General features: G+C 41.5%; 21 protein-coding genes and 2 pseudogenes. 7 read left to right on the plus strand and 16 right to left on the minus strand.

Annotated features, from left to right (window positions below; translation table 11 throughout):
• Window positions 1–96 precede the first annotated feature (96 nt).
• From MKX98_RS30365 to MKX98_RS30405, 9 genes are all read right to left on the minus strand, one after another.
• The gene (locus tag MKX98_RS30365) at window positions 97–843 is read right to left on the minus strand and encodes an SDR family oxidoreductase (protein ID WP_071220724.1); all 747 of its coding nucleotides are present in this window, start codon (window positions 841–843) and stop codon (window positions 97–99) included.
• 64 nt (window positions 844–907) lie between these two features.
• Window positions 908–1240 carry an antibiotic biosynthesis monooxygenase family protein gene (locus MKX98_RS30370; protein ID WP_071220723.1) on the minus strand — a complete coding sequence of 111 codons (333 nt, stop codon included), beginning with the start codon at window positions 1238–1240 and terminating at the stop codon, window positions 908–910.
• Window positions 1241–1379: 139 nt separating this feature from the next.
• Window positions 1380–2087: a Crp/Fnr family transcriptional regulator gene (locus MKX98_RS30375; RefSeq protein ID WP_071220722.1), complete on the minus strand. Its 708-nt coding sequence runs from the start codon at window positions 2085–2087 to the stop codon at window positions 1380–1382.
• A 161-nt stretch (window positions 2088–2248) separates the two neighbouring features.
• Complete coding sequence (locus MKX98_RS30380) at window positions 2249–2518, minus strand: hypothetical protein (protein ID WP_071220721.1); 270 nt, start codon at window positions 2516–2518, stop codon at window positions 2249–2251.
• Window positions 2518–2739 carry a MerR family DNA-binding protein gene (locus MKX98_RS30385; RefSeq protein WP_074961847.1) on the minus strand — a complete coding sequence of 74 codons (222 nt, stop codon included), beginning with the start codon at window positions 2737–2739 and terminating at the stop codon, window positions 2518–2520. The genes MKX98_RS30380 and MKX98_RS30385 overlap by 1 nt, the downstream gene beginning before the upstream one ends.
• Window positions 2672–3031, minus strand: coding sequence for a hypothetical protein (locus MKX98_RS30390; RefSeq protein ID WP_162487578.1), 360 nt, complete (start codon window positions 3029–3031; stop codon window positions 2672–2674). Before MKX98_RS30390 ends, MKX98_RS30385 begins: the two co-directional genes overlap by 68 nt.
• A 435-nt stretch (window positions 3032–3466) precedes the next feature.
• A protein-coding gene (locus MKX98_RS30395) for an IS3 family transposase (protein ID WP_339220106.1) occupies window positions 3467–4611 on the minus strand; the annotation gives its coding sequence in 2 pieces (ribosomal slippage) (window positions 3467–4338 and window positions 4338–4611; 1146 coding nt in all).
• 365 nt (window positions 4612–4976) lie between these two features.
• Entirely contained in the window at window positions 4977–6734 is a 1758-nt protein-coding gene (sulP, locus tag MKX98_RS30400; RefSeq protein WP_339224612.1) for a sulfate permease, read from the minus strand.
• Window positions 6735–6907: 173 nt separating this feature from the next.
• Window positions 6908–7237 carry a metalloregulator ArsR/SmtB family transcription factor gene (locus MKX98_RS30405; RefSeq protein ID WP_036684721.1) on the minus strand — a complete coding sequence of 110 codons (330 nt, stop codon included), beginning with the start codon at window positions 7235–7237 and terminating at the stop codon, window positions 6908–6910.
• A 291-nt stretch (window positions 7238–7528) separates the two neighbouring features.
• On the opposite strand from MKX98_RS30405, the gene MKX98_RS30410 reads away from it, so the two are divergent.
• The 3 genes and pseudogenes from MKX98_RS30410 to MKX98_RS30420 all read left to right on the plus strand — a co-directional run bounded on the left by MKX98_RS30410 (window position 7529) and on the right by MKX98_RS30420 (window position 10455).
• Window positions 7529–8062 (plus strand): hypothetical protein, encoded by a 534-nt coding sequence (locus MKX98_RS30410; protein ID WP_339220108.1) that lies wholly within the window; start codon window positions 7529–7531, stop codon window positions 8060–8062.
• Between the two features lie 23 nt (window positions 8063–8085).
• Window positions 8086–9096, plus strand: a pseudogene (locus tag MKX98_RS30415) (ketoacyl-ACP synthase III).
• 171 nt (window positions 9097–9267) lie between these two features.
• Window positions 9268–10455, plus strand: coding sequence for an amidase family protein (locus MKX98_RS30420; RefSeq protein ID WP_339224614.1), 1188 nt, complete (start codon window positions 9268–9270; stop codon window positions 10453–10455).
• A 317-nt stretch (window positions 10456–10772) separates the two neighbouring features.
• Here the strand turns inward: MKX98_RS30420 and MKX98_RS30425 are convergent.
• The 4 genes and pseudogenes from MKX98_RS30425 to MKX98_RS30440 all read right to left on the minus strand — a co-directional run bounded on the left by MKX98_RS30425 (window position 10773) and on the right by MKX98_RS30440 (window position 16810).
• Window positions 10773–12127 (minus strand): IS3 family transposase gene (locus tag MKX98_RS30425; protein WP_339220110.1). Its coding sequence is split into 2 segments (ribosomal slippage): window positions 10773–11677 and window positions 11677–12127, totalling 1356 coding nucleotides; the frame shifts between segments, so codons are not numbered across the junction.
• A gap of 473 nt (window positions 12128–12600) precedes the next feature.
• Complete coding sequence (locus MKX98_RS30430) at window positions 12601–13389, minus strand: helix-turn-helix domain-containing protein (RefSeq protein ID WP_339220112.1); 789 nt, start codon at window positions 13387–13389, stop codon at window positions 12601–12603.
• 878 nt (window positions 13390–14267) lie between these two features.
• Window positions 14268–15980, minus strand: a pseudogene (locus tag MKX98_RS30435) (ABC transporter ATP-binding protein).
• Between the two features lie 653 nt (window positions 15981–16633).
• A complete protein-coding gene (locus tag MKX98_RS30440; RefSeq protein WP_339220114.1) occupies window positions 16634–16810 on the minus strand; it encodes a hypothetical protein in 177 nt (58 codons plus the stop codon).
• 452 nt (window positions 16811–17262) lie between these two features.
• Between MKX98_RS30440 and MKX98_RS30445 the strand changes: the two genes are divergently transcribed.
• From MKX98_RS30445 to MKX98_RS30460, 4 genes are all read left to right on the plus strand, one after another.
• Entirely contained in the window at window positions 17263–18363 is a 1101-nt protein-coding gene (locus tag MKX98_RS30445) for an endospore germination permease (protein ID WP_339220116.1), read from the plus strand.
• A complete protein-coding gene (locus MKX98_RS30450) occupies window positions 18360–19880 on the plus strand; it encodes a spore germination protein (RefSeq protein WP_339220118.1) in 1521 nt (506 codons plus the stop codon). The genes MKX98_RS30445 and MKX98_RS30450 overlap by 4 nt, the downstream gene beginning before the upstream one ends.
• Window positions 19880–21022: a Ger(x)C family spore germination protein gene (locus MKX98_RS30455; RefSeq protein ID WP_339220120.1), complete on the plus strand. Its 1143-nt coding sequence runs from the start codon at window positions 19880–19882 to the stop codon at window positions 21020–21022. Before MKX98_RS30450 ends, MKX98_RS30455 begins: the two co-directional genes overlap by 1 nt.
• A 140-nt stretch (window positions 21023–21162) precedes the next feature.
• Window positions 21163–21459 (plus strand): hypothetical protein, encoded by a 297-nt coding sequence (locus MKX98_RS30460; RefSeq protein WP_339220122.1) that lies wholly within the window; start codon window positions 21163–21165, stop codon window positions 21457–21459.
• 204 nt (window positions 21460–21663) lie between these two features.
• On the opposite strand, the gene MKX98_RS30465 is transcribed toward MKX98_RS30460, so the two are convergent.
• The 3 genes from MKX98_RS30465 to MKX98_RS30475 form a co-directional block, all read right to left on the minus strand.
• Window positions 21664–21870 (minus strand): DUF1657 domain-containing protein, encoded by a 207-nt coding sequence (locus tag MKX98_RS30465; protein ID WP_339220124.1) that lies wholly within the window; start codon window positions 21868–21870, stop codon window positions 21664–21666.
• Between the two features lie 219 nt (window positions 21871–22089).
• Window positions 22090–23436: a chromosomal replication initiator protein DnaA gene (gene dnaA, locus MKX98_RS30470; protein WP_339220126.1), complete on the minus strand. Its 1347-nt coding sequence runs from the start codon at window positions 23434–23436 to the stop codon at window positions 22090–22092.
• A gap of 62 nt (window positions 23437–23498) precedes the next feature.
• Window positions 23499–23909, minus strand: a complete 411-nt coding sequence (locus tag MKX98_RS30475; protein ID WP_339220128.1) for a helix-turn-helix domain-containing protein — start codon at window positions 23907–23909, stop codon at window positions 23499–23501.
• Window positions 23910–24330: the final 421 nt, after the last annotated feature.

Consider the following 24330-nt stretch of genomic DNA (forward strand, 5'->3'; position numbering starts at 1 on the left):
TTGTCCCCCGACAACCAGAGATTAATAGCTCTGCCTGAGTTAATACATGGGCTTATCAATTGCTCAGATGACAACTCATCCCCTTCTAATGTACAGTCAGACTTGAGCAATACCGCCATCTACGAACAATTCAATGCCGTTCACATAGCTGCTTTCCTCCGAGGCCAGAAACATCACCGCGTCGGCAATCTCCTCCGTCTTGCCCAAGCGGCTTAGCGGAACGACATTCTTCGCCGATTCAAGGACTTGATTTAGCGACTCGCCAAACAGATCATCATAAGCTGGCGTGTGGACCCCGCCTGGGCTCAGTACATTAAGTCGTATCCCAGTGCCTTTCAAATCCATTATCCAGCTCCTCGCCATCTGACGGAGAGCCGCCTTGCTACCTCCGTAGACACTAAACCCTGGGTCGCCAATCGTACCCGCCGTCGAACCGGTTATGATGATGGTTCCCGTCATATTTGGAAACAGCGGCAAAGCCTTTTGGATGGTGAACAAAGTACCCTTGACGTTCACGTTGAAGGTCTTGTCGTACTGCTCTTCCGTAATTTGACCCAAGGGCAGGATGCTGCCAAGTCCAGCGTTTGCGAATAGAATATCCAGATGTCCTTTCTCCTGTTTTACCGTATCAAACAGTCTGTCCAAGTCCTTCAAATTAGAAATGTCACCTTGAACGCCGGTAACCCGGTCACCGATCAATTTTACTGCCGCGTCCAGCTCGCTTTGTCTGCGGCCGGTAATGAATACGTAGGCCCCTTCCGAAACGAATCGTTGCGCCGTGGTAAGCCCGATCCCGCTTGTTCCTCCAGTGACAAGTGCTACTTTTCCTTCAAATTTCCCCATTTCTATATGCCTCCTATTGAAATTAATGTATCCACCTGGACCTTAAAGCGTTAAAGATTTAACGTCATCGCGCATTCGTTATATGACTTCCCCATTCGCCCTTCGGTTGCAACCAGCTGACGCTTCTATCCACAATTAAATCGCCCAGTGTTCCTTCGTAATTCTTGCGGTATGGTTTAGTAAATTCTTCTGCAAGCCAGCTATCTCTCGTGCCTTGCCATGTTTCATAAATGATCAAGTCATCCGGCTGATCCAGATCGTCCGAAACAATGGCGCTAATGAATGCCTTCTCGGATGACATCTCCTCAATAAGGGAATATAGCTCCTTGCGGAAATCTTCTTTTTTCCCTGGTTTAGCTTTGAATCGTATATTCAGTTGAACTTGTTGATTGGACATGTTGACTCCTCCTGTAAGTTTCATATTTTGCAGCGATTCCGTTACGACATTTATCATAGCGCTAGATGTATAATTAGACAGTAATATAGATTACGCTGAAAAGTATACAGTCGAAGGAAAATTCATACAGGTCATGAAATCAAGCTAGTTCTTTCATCGCTTTTTCGATATGAATCATGACCGTTCTACGGCTGGTCACGAGAATACCTTCATTGGATAGTTCCTGTAAGGTAAGCGATACTGCTTCTCTTGTGGCACCGATCATATTGGCCAATTCTTGATGAGTTAGGGGAATATCGATTTTTTGGTATCCATTTTCTTCTATACCGAACTTTTTAGATAGTCGGTTGAGAAAGTAAAGCACTTTACCACGCAGATCCCTAAAAACCAATTTTTCCACCAATTCATCCGTATCTCGCAGGCGTTTGCTTAGTTCCGATAAAAATCGTAAAGACAATTCAGAATACTTGCTTAAAAGCGGTTCGAATTGTTCGGTCGGGATCGAAAAAACAATCGAGTCTTCCATCGTCTCCACATAAGTCCCTCTTGTGCCCAATGAAAACGTTTCAACTTCCCCAAACATGCCGCCTTCGCTTAGAATGCAGACCGTATGTTGTTTGCCGGCCGAATTGGTTTTGTATACGCGAAGTTTACCGGCGATTACGAAAAACAAGCCATTCCTTTCATTATCGGGCGTCTGAAGAATAGAGTTTTTTGAAAGCTTATACGTATTGGATCTTGTTACCAATTGTTCGATTTCACGGATAATTTCTGCCGGAAGCGATTCAAATATCTTTATTTGTGGCAAAAATGATATTATGTTTTCCATCGCCTCATAATGTAACATTTTGCCCCTCCTTTCAATGTTGCGAACGACAACCGCTCCACTCTCCACGATACTCGTTCCTCGTGTAACATAACCTATAGTGGAGTGTTACATTCATCATAAACCACCACAATTTCCTCTTCTGTAATCCAGATTACAAACCCTATTTTCAGACAATCATTTTAGCGCTGGGGCCAACTATCAACGTCATTTGCGATCGCATTTTCACCAGGCAGTTCCCTTTCCAAATGTTCACCAGAATGCTTGGAGCGTACAAGGAGGATGAGATGGATTCCTTGCTGCAGGGCAAAATAAGTAATCAACTTCGCCACAGAAAATGATGCCCCGGTCTGAATCTTAAAGAAAGAAAAAAGCAGTCGATCATTTGACCCGCTGTTAGTTGAATTATTTAAATAACATTTCCCATTTAGCAAGACATTGCTAATATTCATTAATATTTTCCAAATCCTCTTTCACAAGAAATGCCTGAGTTAAGGATGTCATGCAGGCTCTGCTTGGATTCATTTAATTTTTGCTGAGCCGCTTCAATTTGCGCAATTTTATTTTGTACCAGGCTCACATGCTCCTCCTTCGACATTCCGTTTCTAGAGATCATGGATTTGATATCCTGAATCGAAAAGCCAACTGCCAAAACTACTTGTATTAAAAGCATCCTTTATACGTGAAATAGTAAAATCACTAATCGGCCTAGGCAAATCCTCTAAATTGAAAAAATTACATTCAGTTACTTCTTCCACATCTGGCTGTGGTTGTTGATTGTCGACCACTCGGGACAAGAACTTGTACCGATAAATCAAAAAAGCCGCTAAGTTAGCGACTTTCAATGGGACTAGTTCTTGTCCCCCGACATCAGCTTCTAACTCGGTTACCTGTTCGCTTGAACTTGAAGTATTAATCCAATTAATAAGCCTTCGAATAATCCTATCGTCATATCCATCTGTCATTCTGACAATCCTTGAATTATCTGTGCCCTTTAAACGAATTACTTGTATTGACGAAACTTCACTGTCAGTTAGTTTGTGACTCATCGCTGGGTGCATTAACACCATCCAATATTGAAAAGTTGATTACCCCCTTTGGCCCACATCAAAATAATACATCTCCACCAAATGAGAAATATCCTCTTTTATTTTTGGCTTTTTTGCCCATTTTGCCCATACAGTTATCAAACTATCCTGCCTGTTAGCTTCTTTTATTTGCAGTCATCGATTAGATCATATCGGAATGTAACAATGTTCTTGTCATCTGTCGGGAATGTTATCAAGTTCTTGTCATTGTGTTTTGACAAGATCTTGATAACATAAATATATAAAGCCGCATAATCAGCGGTTTGGGACTGCCCCCTGTTTGTGAGACGGGGATCAAAACACCTTGCAAGTTTAAGCAGCCAGTTGCCGGAAATGAAGCGGCGACTGGTTGTTTAGTTTTGTTTGAATGCGAATTGAGTTATAGTAAGTAATGTAGTCTCGAACGGTCTGCTCGACGATGGCCGTCGTCGTACAGGTTAAACCTTCGAGATAGAACGTTTCAGACTTTAGCGTGGAATGAAACGATTCAATGGGGGCATTATCAGCGGGCGTACCCTTGCGGGACATGCTCATGGTAATGCCTTTTCCCTTTACAGCTTCTTGATAGGCCTGAGATGTGTAGACGCTGCCCTGATCGCTATGGAGCATGGTGCCCGGCAGAGTGGGCAGCTGACCCAGCGTGTCCAGGACAAACCCGGTGTCTTGCTTGTCAGAAATACTGTACGCCACAATCTCTCCGTTAAACAAGTCCAAGATACTCGACAGGTATAACGTTTTTCCACCAAACGGCAAATACGTAATATCTGTAACGAGTTTTTGCATGGGGGCATCGGCTTCAAATTGGCGCTTTAACAAGTGTTCTGCGATATAAGCTGGCTGCCCTGTAGGTTTGCGTTTCTTCACTTTGACACGACATTGGAGCCCCTCGCGCTGCATAATCCGCTGTACGCGTTTATGGTTAATCTTATGCTCCATCCGAAGCAGAGCCGTGATCTTTCGGTATCCATAACGAAATTTATGCTGACTACAGAGTTCACGAATCTTCTCTACCATGCGATCTTTACATGGGTTCTCGTGGGCGTCCTTCCAGCGATAGTAGGTGGAGCGAGAAAGCCCGATCCATGCACACGCTTGAGTTACACTGACTTCTCCTCGAACGGACTCAACCCACTCCACTACAACCTTTGGCGACACCTCCTTTGCATTTCCACGAACTTTTTTAGCAGATCTAATTGTTGCTTCAGAAACCGATTTTCCGCCTGTACCTTCTCGAGTTCTGATGTATATTCTGGGCCTTTACCGTAGCTGTATTGTTTACCGACAGGCTGCTCCAACCGGTTCCATTGGCCACTGCGATACCATCTCATCCAGGTCTCCACTTGTGTCTTATTTCGTATGTTCAGTTGCTCCATGACTTCTTTCACTGGAATGCCGTCCAACCTCATTTCAATAGCTTTCTTTTTCACTTCTACTGGATAGCTGACTCTTGTTGCCAACGCAAAAACACCTCCAAAGTTGTCCCCATATCTTACGACATGGTTGCATTCTCTTGAAGGTGTTTTTAATTTGTCTCACGTTATGGGGTCAGTCCAGAATAAACAACACGAGTTCCAGCTTTCATTCCTATTACGAGATGTTTTAATTTAAAACACCCAAATGTTGGGATACTATTGAACCTTGACTTTGTAAACGCGATTGAAGCTTATTGACACTTTTCGGTCCTTCACAGAGTAACTCCAAAATCTGCAATCGCAGCGGATGAGCCATGATCTAATAAAACATTTATTCTGTATTGCTGAAGTGCGAGTTGCATAGCCACTCACTTCATTTCGTCTTTAGGGCGATTTTGAGTGAGAATAGGCTATGTCCTTGCTGGATCTGGCTTTAAGCTGGTCACTTCTTTTGGAGTCTCCTTATTTGATAACGTCGCACATTCACGGAAAGCGAAATGTTTACAACCTAGACATTTATTCAAATCCAGTTGCAATAGCGCGAAGTTAAGTGCTTCACCGGTATGTCCAAAAAAATGCTCAGCCCCAATCAGCGTATACAACCCTGTTCTTTTCAATACATCCAAAGGCTGAGATTGAATTCCGGATACAAGAATAATCCCGCCAAATTTCCCGAAATGTTTCACCAAACTGGACAGATTAGATTCACCCGTCGTATCCATAAAAGGTACTTTTCCCATGCGCAGCAGTAACACTTTCGGCCTTAGATGAATCGTATCCATAATGGACTTTTCAAACATGTTCGCGGCGCCGAAAAAGAGGGGGCCTTCGATGGTATAGATCCCGATTTGTGGACAATCGTGGCCTTCTGTTACCATATGAGCTTTCACTTTTTCATGTTTTGCTGTTGGGTCAGGCAAGACCTTGGAAACCAGTAACCCGTCACTCATACGTTTCACAAACAGCAGAACAGCCAAAATTAATCCGACTTCAACGGCAGTCGTTAAATTCGTAAAGACCGTTAACAAAAAAGTAAGAAGGAGGACAAGGGAATCGCTCGTTTTGGTTTTCAAGACGTGAGCGAATTCTTTTCGTTCGCTCATGTTCCAAGCAACCAACATCAGAATCGGTGCCATACTAGCAAGTGGGATCTCCGATGTGTAAGGTGCAAATAAAATGAGCACCATCAACACTACAATGCCATGTATAATACCCGACAGAGGTGAGACCGCACCGTTTTTAATATTGGTTGCTGTTCGTGCAATGGCACCTGTCGCTGGTATACCTCCAAAAAGAGGGGTTACCATATTGGCGACGCCTTGCCCAATCAGTTCCCGATTGCTGTTATGACGACTTCCGGTCATACCATCGGCAACAACCGCCGATAATAAAGATTCGATGCCGCCCAACATGGCAATAATAAAGGCGGGGCGAATCAAGCTTTCAATGCGATCCCAGGTTAGATCAGGGAAACGAAAATGGGGTAGGGTGCTTGGAATAGCTCCAAATGACGATCCAATCGTTGCTACTTCCCCTTTAAAGAATACGGTCGCCAATACAGTGGATACGACAAGCCCCACCAAGGAACCAGGGACTTTCGGTAGAAATTTCGGTGTTAGGAGGATGACAGTCAAGCAAACCACTGCTGTGATAACACTGAAGAGGTTTGTAGTTGTGAGATGCATCACAATTTCCTTCATATTAGGCAGAAAATTCTCATGTTTCTCGATACCGCTCAAACCTAAAAAGTTGGCAATCTGTCCGCTGAAGATTATGACGGCAATTCCAGCGGTAAATCCGATGGTTACTGGGCGAGGAATAAACTTTATCAACGCACCGAGTTTAAATAGCCCCATAAGAACAAGAATAATTCCCGCCAAAAATCCCGCAAGCAATAAATTTTCGTATCCGTATTCCATTACAATCGCGAAAAGGATTGGAATAAATGCACCGGTCGGGCCGCCAATTTGAAATTTAGAACCACCGAACAAGGAAATACAGATACCGGCAACGATGGTGGTATAAATGCCATATTCCGGTTTCACACCAGAAGCAATAGCAAACGCCATCCCTAATGGAATGGCGATAATGCCAACAATGAGACCTGAAATGAGATCCTTTCGGAATGCGGCTGCATGGTATCCTTCAAATCTTCCCGTCCATTTCATCTGAACAACCTTCTCTTCTTCATATATTTGATTATTTGAATATATGTGAAATGTTACTCCTGTCATCGAACTATGTCAATCGTGAAAATCCAACATCGTTCAGCATGTTTCCGATTGAAAAACGAAAAAAACAAGATGATCACTGTGGTTACACGGATTCCCTTGTTATACGTTTATGATTCATTTCGAATGACCTCAAGTAATGAAATGGCATCAACGAGATGATTATCGAAAATCTGCTTTGTGACTGCGAGCAGGTCTTTAATCAGCGGGTCACGTAACGAGTAAATGACAGAAGTGCCATCTTTTAAGCCTGTCACCACATTTTTATTTCTCAATACCGCCAACTGCTGAGAAACGGCTGAACCTTCTGAGCCTAAAATACTCTGTATCTCATTTACGTTTTTATCTCCCTCACTTAGAACCTCCAGGATTCGAATCCGCATGGGATGCGCCAGCGCCTTAAAAAAATCGGCTTTAAACTGTTGGATATTTTGATTCATGGCTAACGCCTCCTAATATCGTTATACTTTTGAATGTATGAATATCATAACACAACTTAACCCAAAAACACTGGACAGAAGGTGCTTCGAAGCATGGATTGTGATTTGGTTTCCACTCCTGTATAATACCCATTATATTCAGATATCTGATTATTTGATTTTAAAAAAGAACAAAAGGAGTGGGTGCGAATGCCGGGCTCTACGAGTAAGTACTCATCACGTCAAGATTCGTCATCCTCTCGCGAATCGACTACACCTTTCATGCAGGTAAGCAGACAAACCGTCATAACAATGGGAATTCATGCGTTACATGAGATCGGGTCCAATTCCATTTGTAACGTTTGTATCGTCAACGGAGGTTCCTGTTGTCAAGGGTGTCACCATCTTATCAAAGGTATTGGATGCCAAAAACGAAATACAAGTTGTACGGCATGGTTATGCGGGTTTTTAAAGTTCTTTTTGTATGAAACCAGCCTACTATGCGAATGGAATGCCTTTTGGGAGCAAGTCCCGGGACAAGATTACCGTGAGGACTTTACGCCAGAGGTCTTTTATGTGACAAAGTCGTTAGACCTTCCGGATCTTCAGAATTTGAGTGATGCTCTTGCTGCCGATCTTCATGAGTTGGCTAAATCTCACATTGCGGTCGGGTTTATCCTAACCCTACGGGAAAAAATCGATAAACAGATTGATCAACTCCATGAGTGTCAGCATAATCGGAAAAGGAAAACCAAATTTAAACGGAATATAAAAATGTTATCAAGTCCTTTCTATCGTTTTCATAAAGAACTACATGAATATCGACAAAAATTTCCGATTTCGTAACGATTTCATGAAGGGTGGGATTATTGGTGTTTCATTCACGTATTACAGCCATTGGAACGTATGTACCCCAACGAAAACTGACAAATGATGATTTGGAAAACATGGTGGATACCAGTCATGAATAGATCGTACAGCGGACAGGCATTTTTGAACGACGTATTGCTGAGCGAGACGAATTCACCAGCGATCTCTGTATAAGCGCAGTCAGGAATCTCATCTTTCGGTATAACAAGACGATCGAGGATGTAGATTTTATTATTGTTTGCACTACAACACCAGATTTTCCTTTTCCCACAGTATCCTGCTTAATTCAAGCCCATTTTCTAATTCAAAACGCTGGTGCAATTGATATTAGTGCCGCTTGCGCTGGATTTTCATATGGACTCATCATGGCTCATGGCTTGATTGCTTCTGGACTGCATAGGAAGGTTCTGGTCATTGCCGGTGAAACGTTGTCCAAAATTACAGATTATTCGGATCGTACAACCTGCGTCTTGTTTGGCGATGCCGCCGGTGCCGTTTTGATGGAACGAGATGACCAATTTGAGGGATTCGTCAGTCATCATGTTGGCTCCGATGGCAGAGGGGGAGCCTATATTTATCGGACAGGGCTTGCCAATAGACTCGGCGAGCAGAAGTTGTGCGACAACAATTGCATTGTCCAAAACGGAAGGGAAGTATTACGTTGGGTATTGCGAACCATTCCCGATTCGATTCATCAATTGATTAACAAAAGTAGTCAGACTATAAATGATGTGGACTGGTTTATTCCCCATAGCGCGAATATGCGACTGATTGAGCCGCTTTGTGAGAAACTGGAGTTCCCTTTAGAACGTACGTTACATAGTCTGACCCACTTCGGTAATACATCGTCGTCAACGATCCCCCTTTCACTCGATCTAGGGATTCGGAGTGGGAAAATCCTTGCGGGAAATCAAGCCTTATTGTACGGGTTTGGGGCTGGGCTCGTGCATGCGGGAGTTCTCGTAAGGTTACAGCTTGATCCTGTCGTTAACGAACCTCTCCCATTATAAATAACGATTATATGTAGCCGCGGCACCTTGTGAAGGAGCCTCTCTCTTTTTTAGCGGGTATACATGATGTGAAATGAGGGAACAAATAATTTATAATTATTCAAATATTAATTGGAGGCCGTTGTTGTGTCAGTGAAGAAGTCCCGCAACCTGCTCTGTTTGATTGTATGGATGAGTTTGCTGTCGGGCACTGTCATTAATCGTTTGGAAGATAAAGGCGCTATCATTCTCGCAAAGACGAATCTAGATGATTTCGCCGCGGCTGTCTACGGCATTTCTAGCCTTCAAGGTGCAATGAAAAACCCTTATGACCTTGAACGCACCGTCGGCGGCTCTTCAGGCGGCAGCGCGGTAGCGGTGGCAGCACAGTACGCGCCGCTTTCGATCGGTACGGATACCGGCGGATCGCTACGCATTCCCGCCGCATTGACGGGCGTGGTCACCATTCGTGCAACGATGGGCCTCGTTAGCCAGAATGGCATCTTCCCTCGGTCAGTGACGCAAGATGCTGCCGGTCCAATGGCAGCTAATGTTAAGGATGTTGCCATCGGATTAGACCTTATCGCGGGCTATGACCAGGCCGATCCGCTTACCGCGCGAAGTGTGGGTAAATTGCCGCATGCGGGCTATGCCTATTTCGCCAAAAGCGGCGACTTGAAAGGGGTCAAAATCGGCCTCGTAACGGGCGGCCTCGCCATCTGGGGCGACCAGCCGAATGGACCTGTCGTAGCTTTGCTGCGCAAGGCGGCCCAAGACATTGAGGCGCTTGGCGGAGAAGTTGTCGAAATTAGCGCACCGGACAAAAAACTTCTCGGTTCTTCATCTGTCATTACATTCGAGTCCCAAAGGGACGTGGATGAATTCCTTCAGGAGCAGGGCAGCAACGTTCCAGTCAAATCGTTCAAAGAGCTTTTCTACTCCGGCAAGTACAGCAAATTTACCCTTGAATCCTATGACCGCGAGATCAAGGTAGATCCTGCAGGCCTGGATGCTAATCTCGAGTATCAGCGGGCGCTTGCCACGCGTATCGCGCTGCAGGACTGGACATTAAACGAGATGGCAAAGAATGGACTCACGGCTATTGCCTACCCGTCGTCAGCTCAGCTCGCAGACTTGAGCGGCAACGAGCAGGCGGGACTGTTCAGTCGCTGGAGCGAGAACACAGGCTTCCCGGCGATCGGCGTGCCGATGGGCTATGCCGCATCCAAGACGGGTACATCTCTGCCAGCAAACATCGAATTCCTCGGACGCGCGTTTGACGAATCCGGCCTTATCCGCATCGCCAGCGCATATGAGCAGTCGACTAAAACGCGTGTAGCCCCGCCGCTGCCGAAGATTTCCATATCTGCAGCGAAATAAAAATTGCAAAAAAGGCATTGTTTATGCTATCAACGTTTTAACTTGGCATGTCCGTTTCACTTCTGCGCTTTAAGTTTTCCTTGATCATTAGGATTGTTAGATCGCGAGTGTTCTATGCTTTCGGGTATTGTTATCGGGTTTGGCTTTCATACTCATAGTATGATTCACCTCCTTTGTTTTATCCATAAAGAGTATCCATGATAACCGTTTCCTTATCAGAATTACCCCATTATATCGAACGGAGTTTCCCTATAAATAGAAAAGAGAACCCCACCGTTTTATTTGAACTGACCCCAAAAATTTAGACACAATATGGTTTAGGCAGCTGCAGAGGACTGGAGGCGGTATTCTACCGGCGACAGTCCTCTAAGTTTTTGTTTGGTTCTTCGGTGATTGTAATAGTGAATATACTGGTGTAATTCTTGGATGAATTCTTCAATGGATTCAAATTCCTGAATATACAAAAGCTCGGTCTTTAAGATCCCAAAGAAATTTTCCATTAAGGAGTTATCCAGGCAATTTCCTCTGCGAGACATACTTTGTATGACTCCTCTCTCTGAGAGCATATACTGGTAGCGTTTCTGTTGGTATTGCCATCCTTGATCAGAGTGCAGAACAAGATTATGTTGTTCCGGCAGCTTATTCAAGGCTTCTTCAAGCATCTCTGTGACCATAGAAAAGGTGGGTCTACTGGATATCGTGTAGCTAACAATTTCACGGTTATACAGATCCATAATAGGTGAGAGATATATTTTTTGCCCATACAGGTGGAATTCCGTCACATCGGTAACCCACTTTTCATTGGGTGCCACGGCACTAAAATCTCTTTTCAAGATATGAGGAGCTATCCTTCCCTCGTCACCCTTATAAGACCTGTATTTCTTCCTGCGCACCATACAATGAAGCCCTAACTCCTTCATCAGGCGTTGTACAGTCTTGTGGTTGATTCGTAAAGCTTTACGTAGTTCCCTGGTCATCGTACGATACCCTGCACGGCACTTTAACTCATCGTTAAATAGACGCAGCATTTCAGTCTTTACAGTGGCGTACTTATCAGGCTTACTCCATTTCTTTACATGGTAGTAGTATGTGCTGCGAGGGATACCCGCAATTTTGACAAGCTCTTTCACGTTATACTCATGCCTTAGCTCGTAAATTACTTGAGCTTTGTCGTCGTTCGTAATGCGTCCTTTTCTTGAACTAAGGCTTTCAACTTTTTTAGGTAAGCAAGCTCCGTACGTAGGAGCTGATTCTCCTTAATGAGTTCATCCATACTGCTGGTGTTCGCCTCTAGTTCTTCTGTCCGCGCTTTAACCGACGGACGACGACCTCTGCGCTCAGCATAGAGCGCTTCTGGCCCTTCACTGAGATATCTCCGTTCCCACTTTCGGATCGATCTGTCTGGTACATCATGCTTCTTTGCAGCCGCTTTATAACTCAGCCGATTTTCACGCATATCTTCTACTATGTATTGTTTCTGTTCTCCAGTAAATGTCCTATGTTTTTGTTTTTTCAATAACCCCGTAGCTCCATGCTTGGAGTACGTGGCTACCCACTCATTGACAGTGACGTGGCTCATCCCGTATTTCCGAGCTGCCTCATTCTCAGAAAGCCTGCCCTCAAGCACTTCTTTTGCAACTTGTATTCGTATCTCTTCGCTGTATCTGACCATAATGTAAAAAACCGCACCCCTTCTCCTCAGACGATTATATCATGTGTCCAAGATTTGGGGTGCGGTTCAATTAAAACGGCGGGGTTCTTTAACATCTTATGCTGACGGGTACTGCTCTTTCCGTCTACTTCGGGGTGAACACAATTTGGTTGGTGGCTGTTGCGTGAACCAAGCCGGACAACACAGTGGGAAGTTTTTTCTATATTGAAAGGGTAAGGTTAACAAATGTGTCGACCGAGTCTTTTGATTGTGCTACAATATTTGTTCAAGTCCTAATCATCTGCCCACGAATACCATCTCCTCGATCTACTGACCGCCATTATCCCGTTTCAGATATGGCCAAAAATAAATCATTCTCATTTGCGTCAAAATAAGTTCTCGAAATTTTTGGTTTCAAGTCTCCAACTCTTAGTACCTCAGGTAGTATAAGTTTTTTAATTCTTAATGGTGCGTTATTACCATAACCGACCTCATTATTCTCTATCAGTAATTGATTTTAGATTATTCAAGATCATCTCAAAATCTTTGCCATATTTATTTGTTAACTGATCTCCAAAGTCCTTTTCAATTTGGCTCATGATGACATCATGATAAAAGGCAGACTCCAAGAGTTCGATAATCGCTGGATGCTCTGTTTCCATTGCAGATGCCTTCAAATCACCCTGAATACCTCCAATTAAAGCAGAATTCCCATCAACGATAATTGAAAAATTACGAACGGCTGAATGCGGCCATTTATTGATACGTTTATCTAAAAATACATTTTTTAAACCAGCCTCATCATTATCGAAAGTAACTAAAATGACAGATATACCTTTGGCTTCCGCTTTACTCAATTCATATTTTACTATAGATAAGTCTTCGGGGAAAAAGTCAGCGATAATCGTATCTTTAGCACTCGCAATCATTCGTTGCAGGACCATTTTGATTTGATCTATATCTTGCAGATTATAAAAACCATATGTTGTTCGTTTTGTTTCTTTTAGTTGTTCTTTCAATATTTTTTCACTTTTGTTGAAACTGGATTTTAATTGATTAATAAATTTTTCAATAGGTACGACATCATAACGAACAGGATCCCCATCGATAACACGACATCCACCTTTATCTGAAAGTGATTTTAAAGCTGCATAAACATTCGCTCTCGAAACAGATGCACGCTTGGCAACTTCATAACCCGTTAAATTCGATTCCTTATGGAGAACAATATAACACCTGGCCTCTAAATCAGATAGTCCAATTTTCTTCAATTCGTCTTTCATAATAAATCTCCTCTCAAAGGATATAAAAATCACCAATTAGTTAATATACCTTCAATATTATATATAGAAACCACAAAAATTACCAGTTGGCTTGATTCTAAATTCCTTAATGCTCTGTGTAAAACACTTCATTCAATAAAATTTTCCAATTTTTGTTTGAATCCGGATACCTTTCAATTGATAAATTAGAATAAACAATTATTGCTTTAGTTTTATAATGCAGTCACCATGAACGACTTCAAATAAATAATTTGAAAATTGAATTTCAACGGTTCCTTTTTTAAGAATAAAAATATTGATGAAAATGAAGCAATATCATTTAAGATCAGAAAGAAAAACTGAGTGGAGGATACCCTTTAGGTTATGGGCATTCCTGGTAACTGCTTAGTCAATTTTCACAGTATCTTCAACTCCATATAAAAACGGGCATTTGTTCGTTTAGTCGCATTAAATGAATTAGCAAATGCGAAAAGATAACGAGTTCAGTTTGAATGCCTAGAAAGTTCAGGCACTCGATATAGAAGATATAAATGGTAAGCCAGAACTATAAAAAAGCGTATCATTTAGGAAGACAAGACAAATAGCCGTCTATGGCAACTCTTTCAAATCGAACAGTCGGGCATTTTTATCTGTGCTACACGATGCTTGGATTGTCTTTGAAAAGAATACTGATCCAAAATAGATTGTTACAAACCCATTCTGCTTTTGCCCGAGTGGAAAATATTTAACAATCCATTTCCTTCTTCCTCTTAAATTTTTTAACATCGAAAAAGCATTGCATAATAAAAAAAGAAATTCAGACGAATATTTACGCTCTCCACATCATTCATCGACTGAACCTCTTGAAAAAAATCTATAGTTACAACAGACCAAACAAATTACTGCGAAAATTGTGCTTCATGAAGACGGCTATATATGCCTGCTTGACCCAGTAATTCCTCATGCCTTCCTTGTTCTGCAATTCCCTCCCTTGTCACGACAACAATGCGATCAGCATTTTTTATCGTAGCAAGGCGATGTGCGATAACTAACGTTGTCCGGCCTTTTGACAATGACGCTAATGACGCTTGAATCGCAATCTCTGTTTCTGTATCTAGAGCTGAAGTAGCTTCATCCAATATTAAGATTGGTGGGTTCTTTAGAAACATACGCGCAATCGATAGTCTTTGCTTTTGACCACCCGATAGTTTTACACCACGTTCTCCAATAACCGTATTAAGTCCATCCGGCTGTGAACGAAGAAAATCATCAAGTTGGGCCTTTCTGGCCGCTTCATAGATCTCTTCATCGGTTGCATCCAGCTTTCCGTAAGCTATATTTTCACGGATTGTGCCAGAGAATAAAAAAACATCTTGCTGGACTATCCCAATTTGGCTTCGTAACGATTCAAGTGTAAAATCTTTAATATTGTGTCCATCAATCATAATTTTACCTTCCGTCACCTCGTAGAAACGAGGCAGCAAACTGCACAGTGTCGTTTTTCCAGCTCCTGAAGGACCAACAAATGCAACCGTCTCTCCTGGAAGAATTGATAAACTGATATTATCTAGAATCTTCTCTTGTTCAGTATAACCAAATGATACATTCTCGTATTCAATCACACCGTTCACATCAAGTGCTTTGGCATTCGAACTGTCTTGGATATCAGGATCTGTATCTAAGACTTCCGTATAACGTTTAAATCCAGCAATTCCTTTTGGATAACTCTCAATCACTGCATTAATCTTTTGGATTGGACCTAATAAAATATTCGAAAATAAAATAAATGCCACAAACTCGCCATATGTCAAACTTCCACTAATGACAAACCATGTTCCGAATAGAAGCGTAAATAAGGTCACAACCCTCATAAGCATATAATTCGCCATAATATTCTGAGCCATAATTTTGTAAGATTGTAATTTGGTTTGACGATACTTCTCATTGTTTTTGGCAAACTTTTTGTTCTCGTATTTTTCATTGGCAAAAGCCTGCACAACTCGAATACCACCGAGGCTATCTTCCACACGAGAATTAATTTCTCCTATGTCACCAAACATTGTACGAAATACAACTGTCATCTTTTTATTAAAGTAAATGGCAAAAACCATTAATAAAGGAATGACAATAAATGAAAGAACAGCTAACTTCCATTGAATCCCCAACATAATAGTAAATGTACCTACAAGGGTCATAACAGCGACAAAAATATCTTCCGGACCATGGTGGGCGACTTCACCAATTTCTTCAAGATCTTTTGTTAGCCTTGAGATCGAATGACCTGTTTTATTATTATCGTAGTAACCAAATGAAAGCTTTTGCATATGATTAAAAAGCTTTTCCCGCATTTTTGTCTCAATATTGATCCCCAACTTGTGTCCCCAGTAGGTGACGACATATTGGAGAAATGTGTTAAGCCCGTAGACCAATAACAGACCTAAACAAGCCCAAATAATAATTTACCATTCCCCTTGTGGCAATAAGCGATCGATGACCTGGTTGACCGCAACAGGAAAGGCAAGTTCCAAAACACCCACAAAAACAGCACAGCAAAAGTCAATAATAAAGAGCCATTTAAAAGGCTTGTAATAAGAAAAGAAACGTTTTAACAATTCCATTGTAAACTCCTTATAATAATTATTTTATACACAATCAATATCTTCGGCAGCATAAAGACTTGAAAAAAACGAAGTTTCACTTAAGGACTCTATGAGGTATTAGAATCACCTTCTCACCAAGGATCAAAGATTAAAGCTTGTTCTATCATTTATTCAATATGCCTCTCACCTGAAACTGGTGTTACCAGTATCCCAGTTTTCCCCAATTCATCTTTCACAAGAAATTCCCTTTCAAAAATATATAAATTACTAATTAGCTAATATACCTTCAATAAATTAGTGGTAATTATAAAAACTACTATTTAAACCGATTCTACATTCCTTAATGCTCTGTGTCAAACTAATCCGCATACCCTTCAATATTACTGCTTTAGTTTTTTATAATGCAGTCATATGAACGGATCCAAATATATAATTTAGAAATTGAATGTTAATGGCTTTATTTGTAAAAGACAGAATAATGACGGATGCCCTCAAGTTATAGTCATTCCTGATAGCGATATGATAAGTTTTTCCAGTGGATTCAACTCCATATTAAAACGGGCATTCGTTAGTGAACTAGCAAATGCGAAAAGATAACGAATTCAGTTTAAACGCCTAGAAATGTTCAGACACTACTTTACTATTGCATAAATGTTCGTGGCCCTTTATTCGCTTCCATCAACAGACAGATCTTCATTACTAATAACACCTTCCAAGTCAAACTTCAAACTCTCGGGAATCATCTTGATTTTAGTGTTTTTAGTATCACAACGTATCCTTAATCGATTTGGATTCTGGTGATTAAAGGAAAAACCAGTGACATCTTGTACAGCTTTAGTCATGTAACCTTCGCACTATGCCTTGTATCAATCCAGTACCCGATTTCAACTTTCGAACCTCCAAATCAATGCTGTGTAAGCTTGAGGAGGCTATAAATTGCCCGGTATCCTTCAAAAATATAAGTAGCCTTAGGTTTTCTCTACTTAGGAACTTAATAAATGTTTTCTCTTATCCCAAGTTCTGAATTATACTCGGAATGCTTTTCTTGGGCCCATCTCATCTAAGGTTTCAACTCTTCAATCGAATCATTTACAGCTTCACATTCTATCTTGAAATCACCTGGTCTAGGCATTCTGCAGTTTAAAAATGAAGCTGTCCTGTTTGCAACTTGTTTGATCTCAGAATAATACCAGGATTTGTGGGAATGAATGTATATTAAGTTCATGGATTCCTCCCGTTTTAGATAACAAGCTTAAACAGAAGGAACCATTTGATGTTGAGGGGACTATCCGTTATGGTTAATAAAACAGGTTCCACCATTGGTACAATCCCATTGTTTTCAATTATCGCCCTAGCGGTAGGGTTAATGAACCATGTCATGGTTATTCCCTCCTTGCTGCAAGAGGCGAAAAGAGACGCGTGGTTAAGTATTTTGGCTGTGATTTTGCCATATATAATTTGGACGCTCCTTCTTTACTACATCATAAAAAAAACAAAACAACAACCAATCGCGGTTTGGTTGCGCGAAAATTACGGAACGGTGATAAGCGTATCGTTTCGGACTTTTTTCATTGCTTATCTTTTTTTGCTTATGGTTTTGACGGTGAAAGATACAACCGTTTGGACGCACGCATCCTACTTGCCAAATACGCCACAACTGGTTTTATCCGCTTCATTGGTTCTTTTATGTTGTGTTGCCGCTCAATCCGGAATTCGATCGATCGCAATTTCATCGGGCATTTTGCTGCCATTCGTGGTGGTATTTGGGGACTTCGTCATGAGCGCCAATCTTCCCAAGAAAAATTACTCCTTATTGACACCCGTCATGGAACATGGAGTGGAGCCCGTCCTCAAAGGATGTATGTATGTAGGGGGCGGACTTGTAGAATTAATTATAATTCTGCTCTTTCAACATCGAATGAAATCGAACATTCGTCCATGGTCGTTATGTTTATTGGCCATCTTCTTGGTTATATTGGTATTTGGACCCGTTACGGGTGCAATCGCCGAATTTGGACCTTTTGAAGCAGCCAAACTGCGATACCCGGCTTATGAAGAATGGCGTCTCGTACAGGTTGGAAAATATATTCGTCATGTCGATTTCTTATCTATTTATCAGTGGCTATCAGGAGCTTTTGTCCGAATTTCCATCGCGCTCCTTTTACTTATTGATTTATTGCCAGCAAGTCAGAATAAGAACATGAGGCTTATTTGGCTAACGATACTCGGTATCGTCATGGTCTTCCTTGTTGAACTGCCCATTAGCGACATGCAGTATGCCAGTTTCTTGAAACATGTCTATTTACCTTTGTCATTAGGATTGGTTGTAGGCGTATCACTTTTGTTGTTTATAGCTGTGCTCGTGAAAAACAAAACGGGGGTGAGTCGACAATGAAATTTCGCTGGTTTTGGAACTCCCTATTGAAGAATGGAACAAAGAATACGCCCTCTTTAGAACCATCTGTCGCCATGCCCCAAAAGGACGAATGGTCACCAGAGCGGTTTCGCTCATTATTTCGTCATTGCGCGGATGTGAAGATGGATAAGTATGACTTCGGCGATGCTGAATCTTTGCAAACGGTACACCTTATCTATTGCGAAGGTTTGGCGGATATGCAGCAAATTAACGAATATGTGCTTCCGAGATTGGAAAGTATGCTCAATCATTCGAAACCCGGCATGGAGTTCGATAAAAGGCTGGAATTAACCCCAACCGATCAGACCGGCGATATGATAACACGCGTATTTTCTGGTCAACTCCTTATTTATTTTTCAAAGCTGAATGCTGTCTATGCACTGGATATTGCTTCTCCCCCTCATCGAAGCCCTTCGGAATCAAGTTCAGAAATATCCATAAAAGGGCCGAAAGACGGCTTTGTGGAAGAAGTAACAACCAACGTGGCCTTGATACGAAAACGCCTTCGCACCAATTCTCTTTGCTATGAACAATTTACGATTGGAAAAAGGAGCAATAGCAAAGTCGCTTTGCTCTACATCGAAGATATCATTCAGCCTGACATTGTGAAGGAGGCGAAAAACCGCTTACAACATATTGACATAGACGTCTTAATGGGAAGCAGTCAATTGGAAAAAATCATTTCCGATTATTCGTTTACCTTATTTCCTTTGTTGGATTATTCCGGTCGCCCCGATTATGTGGCAGACTGTCTCCTACACGGACGATTCGCCATTATTGTCGATGGGGCCCCTCATGCTGTTATTGGACCGGCTAATTTAACACTGTTATTAAAGTCACCTGAAGATGCCTATTTCCCGTTTTATTATGCTACGTTGGGAATGTTTTTGCGTCTAGCGGGGCTTGTAGTGTCATTGCTTCTGCCGGGTTTTTGGATTGCTCTTTCATCTTATAATGTAGAACAAATACCGTACCCGCTTGTAGCCACGATCGCGATATCAAGAATAGGGCTACCTATGAATGGGGCCATAGAGGCTTTTTTAATGATCTCGATGTTCGAGCTCTTCCGAGAAGCCGGAGAGAGACTGCCGAAAGCGGTTGGCCAAACGGTAGCCGTTGTTGGAGGAATTGTGGTTGGGGATGCAGCAATTCGTGCCGGTCTTGCCTCAACGACTTTACTTGTCGTAGCGGCCATAACCGTAGTTTCAAGTTTTACATTGGTCAATCAATCGCTTGTGGGTTCGGTTAGCATCATCCGATTTTTTGTATTGATTTGTTCGTCGGTACTGGGCATGTACGGATTTATTTTGTCTACGATTGCGATTGTTTTGTATCTTTCGCGGTTGGAGTCCTTTAGCGTACCCTACCTTGCTCCCTTATCCCCCCTAACCTGGAGGGACTTTATTGCGGCGGTTATCCGAAAACCGTGGAACAAGATAAATCGCCGGCCTGAAATGTTACATACGAAAGATTCCACAAGGAAAGGTGATACCTAATGGCGGGATGGAAGAAACTCACTTCCCTTTTTTTGATATTCCCGCTTCTTCTAACTGGATGTTGGGATATGAAGGATATTCAAGACGTCAATTATTTAACGAGTATCGGGATCGATTATGCCAACGGTCAATACACCGTTTATGGGCAACTGCTGGATTTCTCGAGCGTTGCCAAAATGGAATCCGGGAAGCCACTCCAGCCAATTCCCGTGTGGGTTGGCCAAGGCAAGGGGGAAACGACAATTAGTGCCGTTAATGATTTGTACCGCACATCGCAGATGCGCATTTTTTTCGGTCAAATTTTCGCCGTTGTTGTAAGTGAAAACGCACTGAGAAAGGGATTAAAGGAGATCGATGAACTGCGGCACCGCTATTATGAAATGCGCTACACGCCATGGTTTTTTGGCACAACGGAGCCTCTAGACCAAGTTTTTGAGGTAACTCCTTTTTTTAATCTATCACCGCTTATGTCATTGCTTGCTCAACCGCAGGAGAGTTACAAACAAGAATCGGTCATTTCCCCGTTAACCTCCAGGGAGTTCGTGTCCGATATCCACGAACCTGGGAAAGCGACCCTTTTGCCTTCTTTAGCAATTTCCGAACGGCACTGGAAAAAAGATAGAAGTCGGCATTCGATGCTTGAAATGGATGGCGTTTTCATTTTCCAGGACGGAAAATATCAAGGACGGCTAGGCGTTGAAAGTATTCCTGGACTTCGCTGGGTGAACCCCAACACCCAACGCAGCCCTTTAATTATTCGAAGTAGTGGAAAGCCTCAGGTTGCATTGTCGCTCGAAAACCCAAAGATCAAAATTATTCCGCAAGCCAACGGAAATGGCGTTACGTATACGGTCGATGTAAAACTTTCGGGAAATGTTAGTGAGGTCATCCAACCGATGTCAGAACGGCTTATGGAAGAAAAAGCGGCAGAACAAGTCCAGAAAGAAATCCAAAAAACCTTTGAGAATGGGCTTGAAATCCATTCCGATCTTTTACAACTGGAACATGCGTTGTACCGACAGCAAAATAAAGATTGGAAAAGGATCTATTCCGAAGGTGGTCTCAACTTAACAACGGAATCCCTGCAAGAGATTAAGGTTTCGGTAAAATTGAATAGTGCAGGGAAACTAAAAGCACCCTGAATGGCAGTACGGATCAATACTGAAGACAACTTTGCATTGAGGACACTTTTCTTCAGAAGGTTTAGAAAAACTGCGTAGGAAGTCCCCCCGGTCATATAAATTGTTGAACCAATTGGAAACAACTGGGTTCAGACCTAGCTATGAAGAAAGAATCGGTTGCTCCAAACCACACGGTATCAACGTATAAAAGGAGTCAAAGCAAAATGAGTTGGTGTCAAAAATGGTTAGGTTTATTGATTCGAATTTGTATCGCCTTAAACTGGATTATTGCGATATTCTTCGCGTTCTGTTTTGCTATAACCGGAAGAATGTATATGACAAGCTTTCCGGTTTCCTTTGCCTTTGTTATATTTACCTGTGTGATTGATGCAACCGTAATTTTACCTTATTTTCTCGAATCCATTAAAAATGCAGGAGATAACAAAGAAGGCGGATGAAGTTAACGGTACGGGGTAGTTCGAATCAATAGTGCCTCGATCAGGAGGTCCAGCTCAAGTTAAATAAATGAGTACGTCGGAGTAATTTGACATTAGTAATACCCAATTTCAGCGTATATAGAATGTTGGCGCGAACAACAACCGCGTTCAGCTCAATAATTTAAGGTTAAATCAGCCACGTGGGATTCCACATGGCTGTTTTTCTTAAAATCCTTTATATTGCGGTTCTTCTTGCTCAATTTGGTGTACACGGGGCATAACTTGGTCGATAATACTCTGTGTCTGTTGTGCCGCTTTGGTAAATAACGTCTTTGCTTCTTGATTTTGGGTACCTAATGCAAAAGTTTCAAAACTGGCTTGAGCACTTTTCATTGAAGATACTGCTGTTTTTAATTGAGACGCTACGGTCATTCCATTTCACCCCCTCCGTATATGCTACTTACTTAATATAACGAAATGGAGTAAAATTCATACAACTTTTGCAATTACTTGGGCCTTCCAAAGGTAACGCCCTCAGATCGAGCAACATCAAGACCTTCTGCCTGCCGCTAGCCACATAAGCAAGCAAACTTAAAAGCTGTTCCTCCATCATCTTTCAAAGTCGTCCATTACAACTCTTTTACATTATGGTTAATCTTTAATTTTATCCGTTAAAGCTTTAATTACTGCACAAAGTTCCTGATCTTTTTGAAGCATTTGAACTATTTTTTCGTATGCATGAATAACTGTAGTGTGATCACGGCCTCCGAATTGTTCACCTATTTTTGGTAATGAAATGTCAGTGAGTTCTCTGGATAAGTACATTGCGATCTGACGCGGAAATGCTACTGCTTTTGTTCTTTTTCGTTCTTTAAAATCTTCTATCTTAATTCCGTAAAATTCCCCTACTCGTTGTTGAATCTTTTGTATAGTAATAGTCTTAGGTCCTACAGACGGTAATAAATTTTTAAGAGCTTCTGCGGCCATTGGGACCCCAATATCCTGGTTGGTTAGGGATGAATATGCTACAACGCGAATAAGAGCTCCTTCTAATTCTCGGACATTAGTGAAAAAATGGTTTGCAATATATAGCATGACATCGTTGTGAATATCAAGTTTTTCAGACTTTGCTTTTTTACACAGAATAGCAATCCTTGTTTCAAGATCTGGTGGTTGAATATCTGTAATAAGGCCCCACTCAAAACGGGAGCGCAATCGTTCTTCTAGCGTTGGGATTTCTTTAGGTTGTCTATCACTAGAGATAATGATAGCTTTACCTTCCTCCTGAAGAGCGTTAAATGTATGAAAAAACTCCTCCTGTGTTTGTTCTTTACCTGCTATAAATTGAATGTCATCAATCAATAAAACGTCTATATTTCGATATTTATTTCTAAATAATTCGCCGCGATTATTCATAATTGCATTTATAAATTCATTAGTAAATTTTTCAGAAGATATATATAGTACTTTTGCTTTGGAATTATGATCTAATACATGTTGGGCAATCGCATGCATTAAATGAGTTTTACCGAGTCCAACTCCACCATACAAGAAAAGCGGATTATAAGCTTTGCCCGGTGCTTCAGCTACTGCAAGTGCAGCTGCATGTGCAAAACGGTTCCCTGTGCCTACAACAAAGTTTTCAAAAGTATATTTTCTATTCAATGAAACTTTTGGATCTAGCTTCGTTTCTGTGGATCCAGAGTTCATTTTCAACGATTTACCCTTCTCAGACAAAATCTCTTCATCCTCGATTATTACCTTTACAGTGATATTTCGGTTTAAAGTTTCATTCACCGCCATTCTTATAAGGTTAACGTAACGTGTTTCTAACCAATCTTTCGTAAACTGTGTAGGGGTACTAATAATAAGTTCAGCTTCATTAAAAGTAATAACCTTCGTAGAATTTAGCCAGGTATCAAAACTTGGTTTGCTAATCTTTTTTTCAAGTTCACCCAGTATTCTTTGCCATAGATCTTCTTGGGTATCATTCTGCACTTATTAAGTACACCTCCACATAATCAGTTCCGTTTAGATATGTTTCCAATACTTATCAGGTACTATCGGTGACTTTCTATTTCCGCTTGTTTTTTGATTGAATCAACAGTAAGTGTGAATGCTTCAGCAGCCTTATATGCATCTAATGCATTTTGAAGACGTTTTACTTGTTGATTTAACTCATTCCTATTCTCTTTGACCTTTATTGTTGCACGTGCGACGTCAATAAGCTCTTCTCTTGCTGCTTGTATAGCCCGGTTATGAGCTTTCTCAATTATTTGTACTGCCATATGAGTATAAATCGTTGCAAACTCCTTATCGCCGATCTCTTGCTCGCGAGCAGCCAAGTCACTCTCACTGATTACCCAATCTCCGGAGTCGTTTTTCGAAGCGGCTAAACGCCCGTCATTAATCATGTTAAGAATGGTTTTATAATGAACCCCAAGTAACAACGCTGCTTCTTTAGCATTCACTATTACTCAACCCCTTATCTATAGTTATCCATATATTAAGAGATAATAAGGAGAAAGTAAACGGAAAATAATAAGTTCCTGATTTCTTTTCTCAGACTACCAATAATAAAAAGCCGCTCAAGTGAGCGACTTAACTTCGTTCCATTTAAATTTAGTTCGGATAATAATGTTTACAAAAATCACTATGCAATTCAATAAATGAACCTAAGCATCTTCTTGGATATTTCAAATCAAATTACATTGAACATTACTTAGTATTTTGTACATATGTCTGAAAGCCGGGACAAATGAAAAACGCCTATCAGCCTTATTATTTTTGTTGGATGACAAGAACTTGATAACATTGCCACGATCCCATACTCAGCCGGTTATATTAATAAAAAACAGCAGCTGATCTAAACCGATCGCTGCTGTTTTTATT

The sequence above is a fragment of the Paenibacillus sp. FSL W7-1332 genome, assembly GCF_037969785.1.
In the GTDB taxonomy this organism is placed as follows: domain Bacteria; phylum Bacillota; class Bacilli; order Paenibacillales; family Paenibacillaceae; genus Paenibacillus_AQ.

Excerpts from the sequence above, each read along its gene's own strand:
- MKX98_RS30365 (WP_071220724.1), bottom strand. The coding sequence starts at position 843 with ATGGGGAAATTTGAAGGAAAAGTAGCACTTGTCACTGGAGGAACAAGC.
- MKX98_RS30370 (WP_071220723.1), bottom strand. The coding sequence starts at position 1,240 with ATGTCCAATCAACAAGTTCAACTGAATATACGATTCAAAGCTAAACCA.
- MKX98_RS30375 (WP_071220722.1), bottom strand. The coding sequence starts at position 2,087 with ATGTTACATTATGAGGCGATGGAAAACATAATATCATTTTTGCCACAA.
- MKX98_RS30380 (WP_071220721.1), bottom strand. The coding sequence starts at position 2,518 with ATGAATATTAGCAATGTCTTGCTAAATGGGAAATGTTATTTAAATAAT.
- MKX98_RS30385 (WP_074961847.1), bottom strand. The coding sequence starts at position 2,739 with ATGCTTTTAATACAAGTAGTTTTGGCAGTTGGCTTTTCGATTCAGGAT.
- MKX98_RS30390 (WP_162487578.1), bottom strand. The coding sequence starts at position 3,031 with ATGACAGATGGATATGACGATAGGATTATTCGAAGGCTTATTAATTGG.
- sulP (WP_339224612.1), bottom strand. The coding sequence starts at position 6,734 with ATGAAATGGACGGGAAGATTTGAAGGATACCATGCAGCCGCATTCCGA.
- MKX98_RS30405 (WP_036684721.1), bottom strand. The coding sequence starts at position 7,237 with ATGAATCAAAATATCCAACAGTTTAAAGCCGATTTTTTTAAGGCGCTG.
- MKX98_RS30410 (WP_339220108.1), top strand. The coding sequence starts at position 7,529 with ATGGGAATTCATGCGTTACATGAGATCGGGTCCAATTCCATTTGTAAC.
- MKX98_RS30420 (WP_339224614.1), top strand. The coding sequence starts at position 9,268 with ATGAGTTTGCTGTCGGGCACTGTCATTAATCGTTTGGAAGATAAAGGC.
- MKX98_RS30430 (WP_339220112.1), bottom strand. The coding sequence starts at position 13,389 with ATGAAAGACGAATTGAAGAAAATTGGACTATCTGATTTAGAGGCCAGG.
- MKX98_RS30440 (WP_339220114.1), bottom strand. The coding sequence starts at position 16,810 with ATGACTAAAGCTGTACAAGATGTCACTGGTTTTTCCTTTAATCACCAG.
- MKX98_RS30445 (WP_339220116.1), top strand. The coding sequence starts at position 17,263 with ATGGTTAATAAAACAGGTTCCACCATTGGTACAATCCCATTGTTTTCA.
- MKX98_RS30450 (WP_339220118.1), top strand. The coding sequence starts at position 18,360 with ATGAAATTTCGCTGGTTTTGGAACTCCCTATTGAAGAATGGAACAAAG.
- MKX98_RS30455 (WP_339220120.1), top strand. The coding sequence starts at position 19,880 with ATGGCGGGATGGAAGAAACTCACTTCCCTTTTTTTGATATTCCCGCTT.
- MKX98_RS30460 (WP_339220122.1), top strand. The coding sequence starts at position 21,163 with ATGAAGAAAGAATCGGTTGCTCCAAACCACACGGTATCAACGTATAAA.
- MKX98_RS30465 (WP_339220124.1), bottom strand. The coding sequence starts at position 21,870 with ATGACCGTAGCGTCTCAATTAAAAACAGCAGTATCTTCAATGAAAAGT.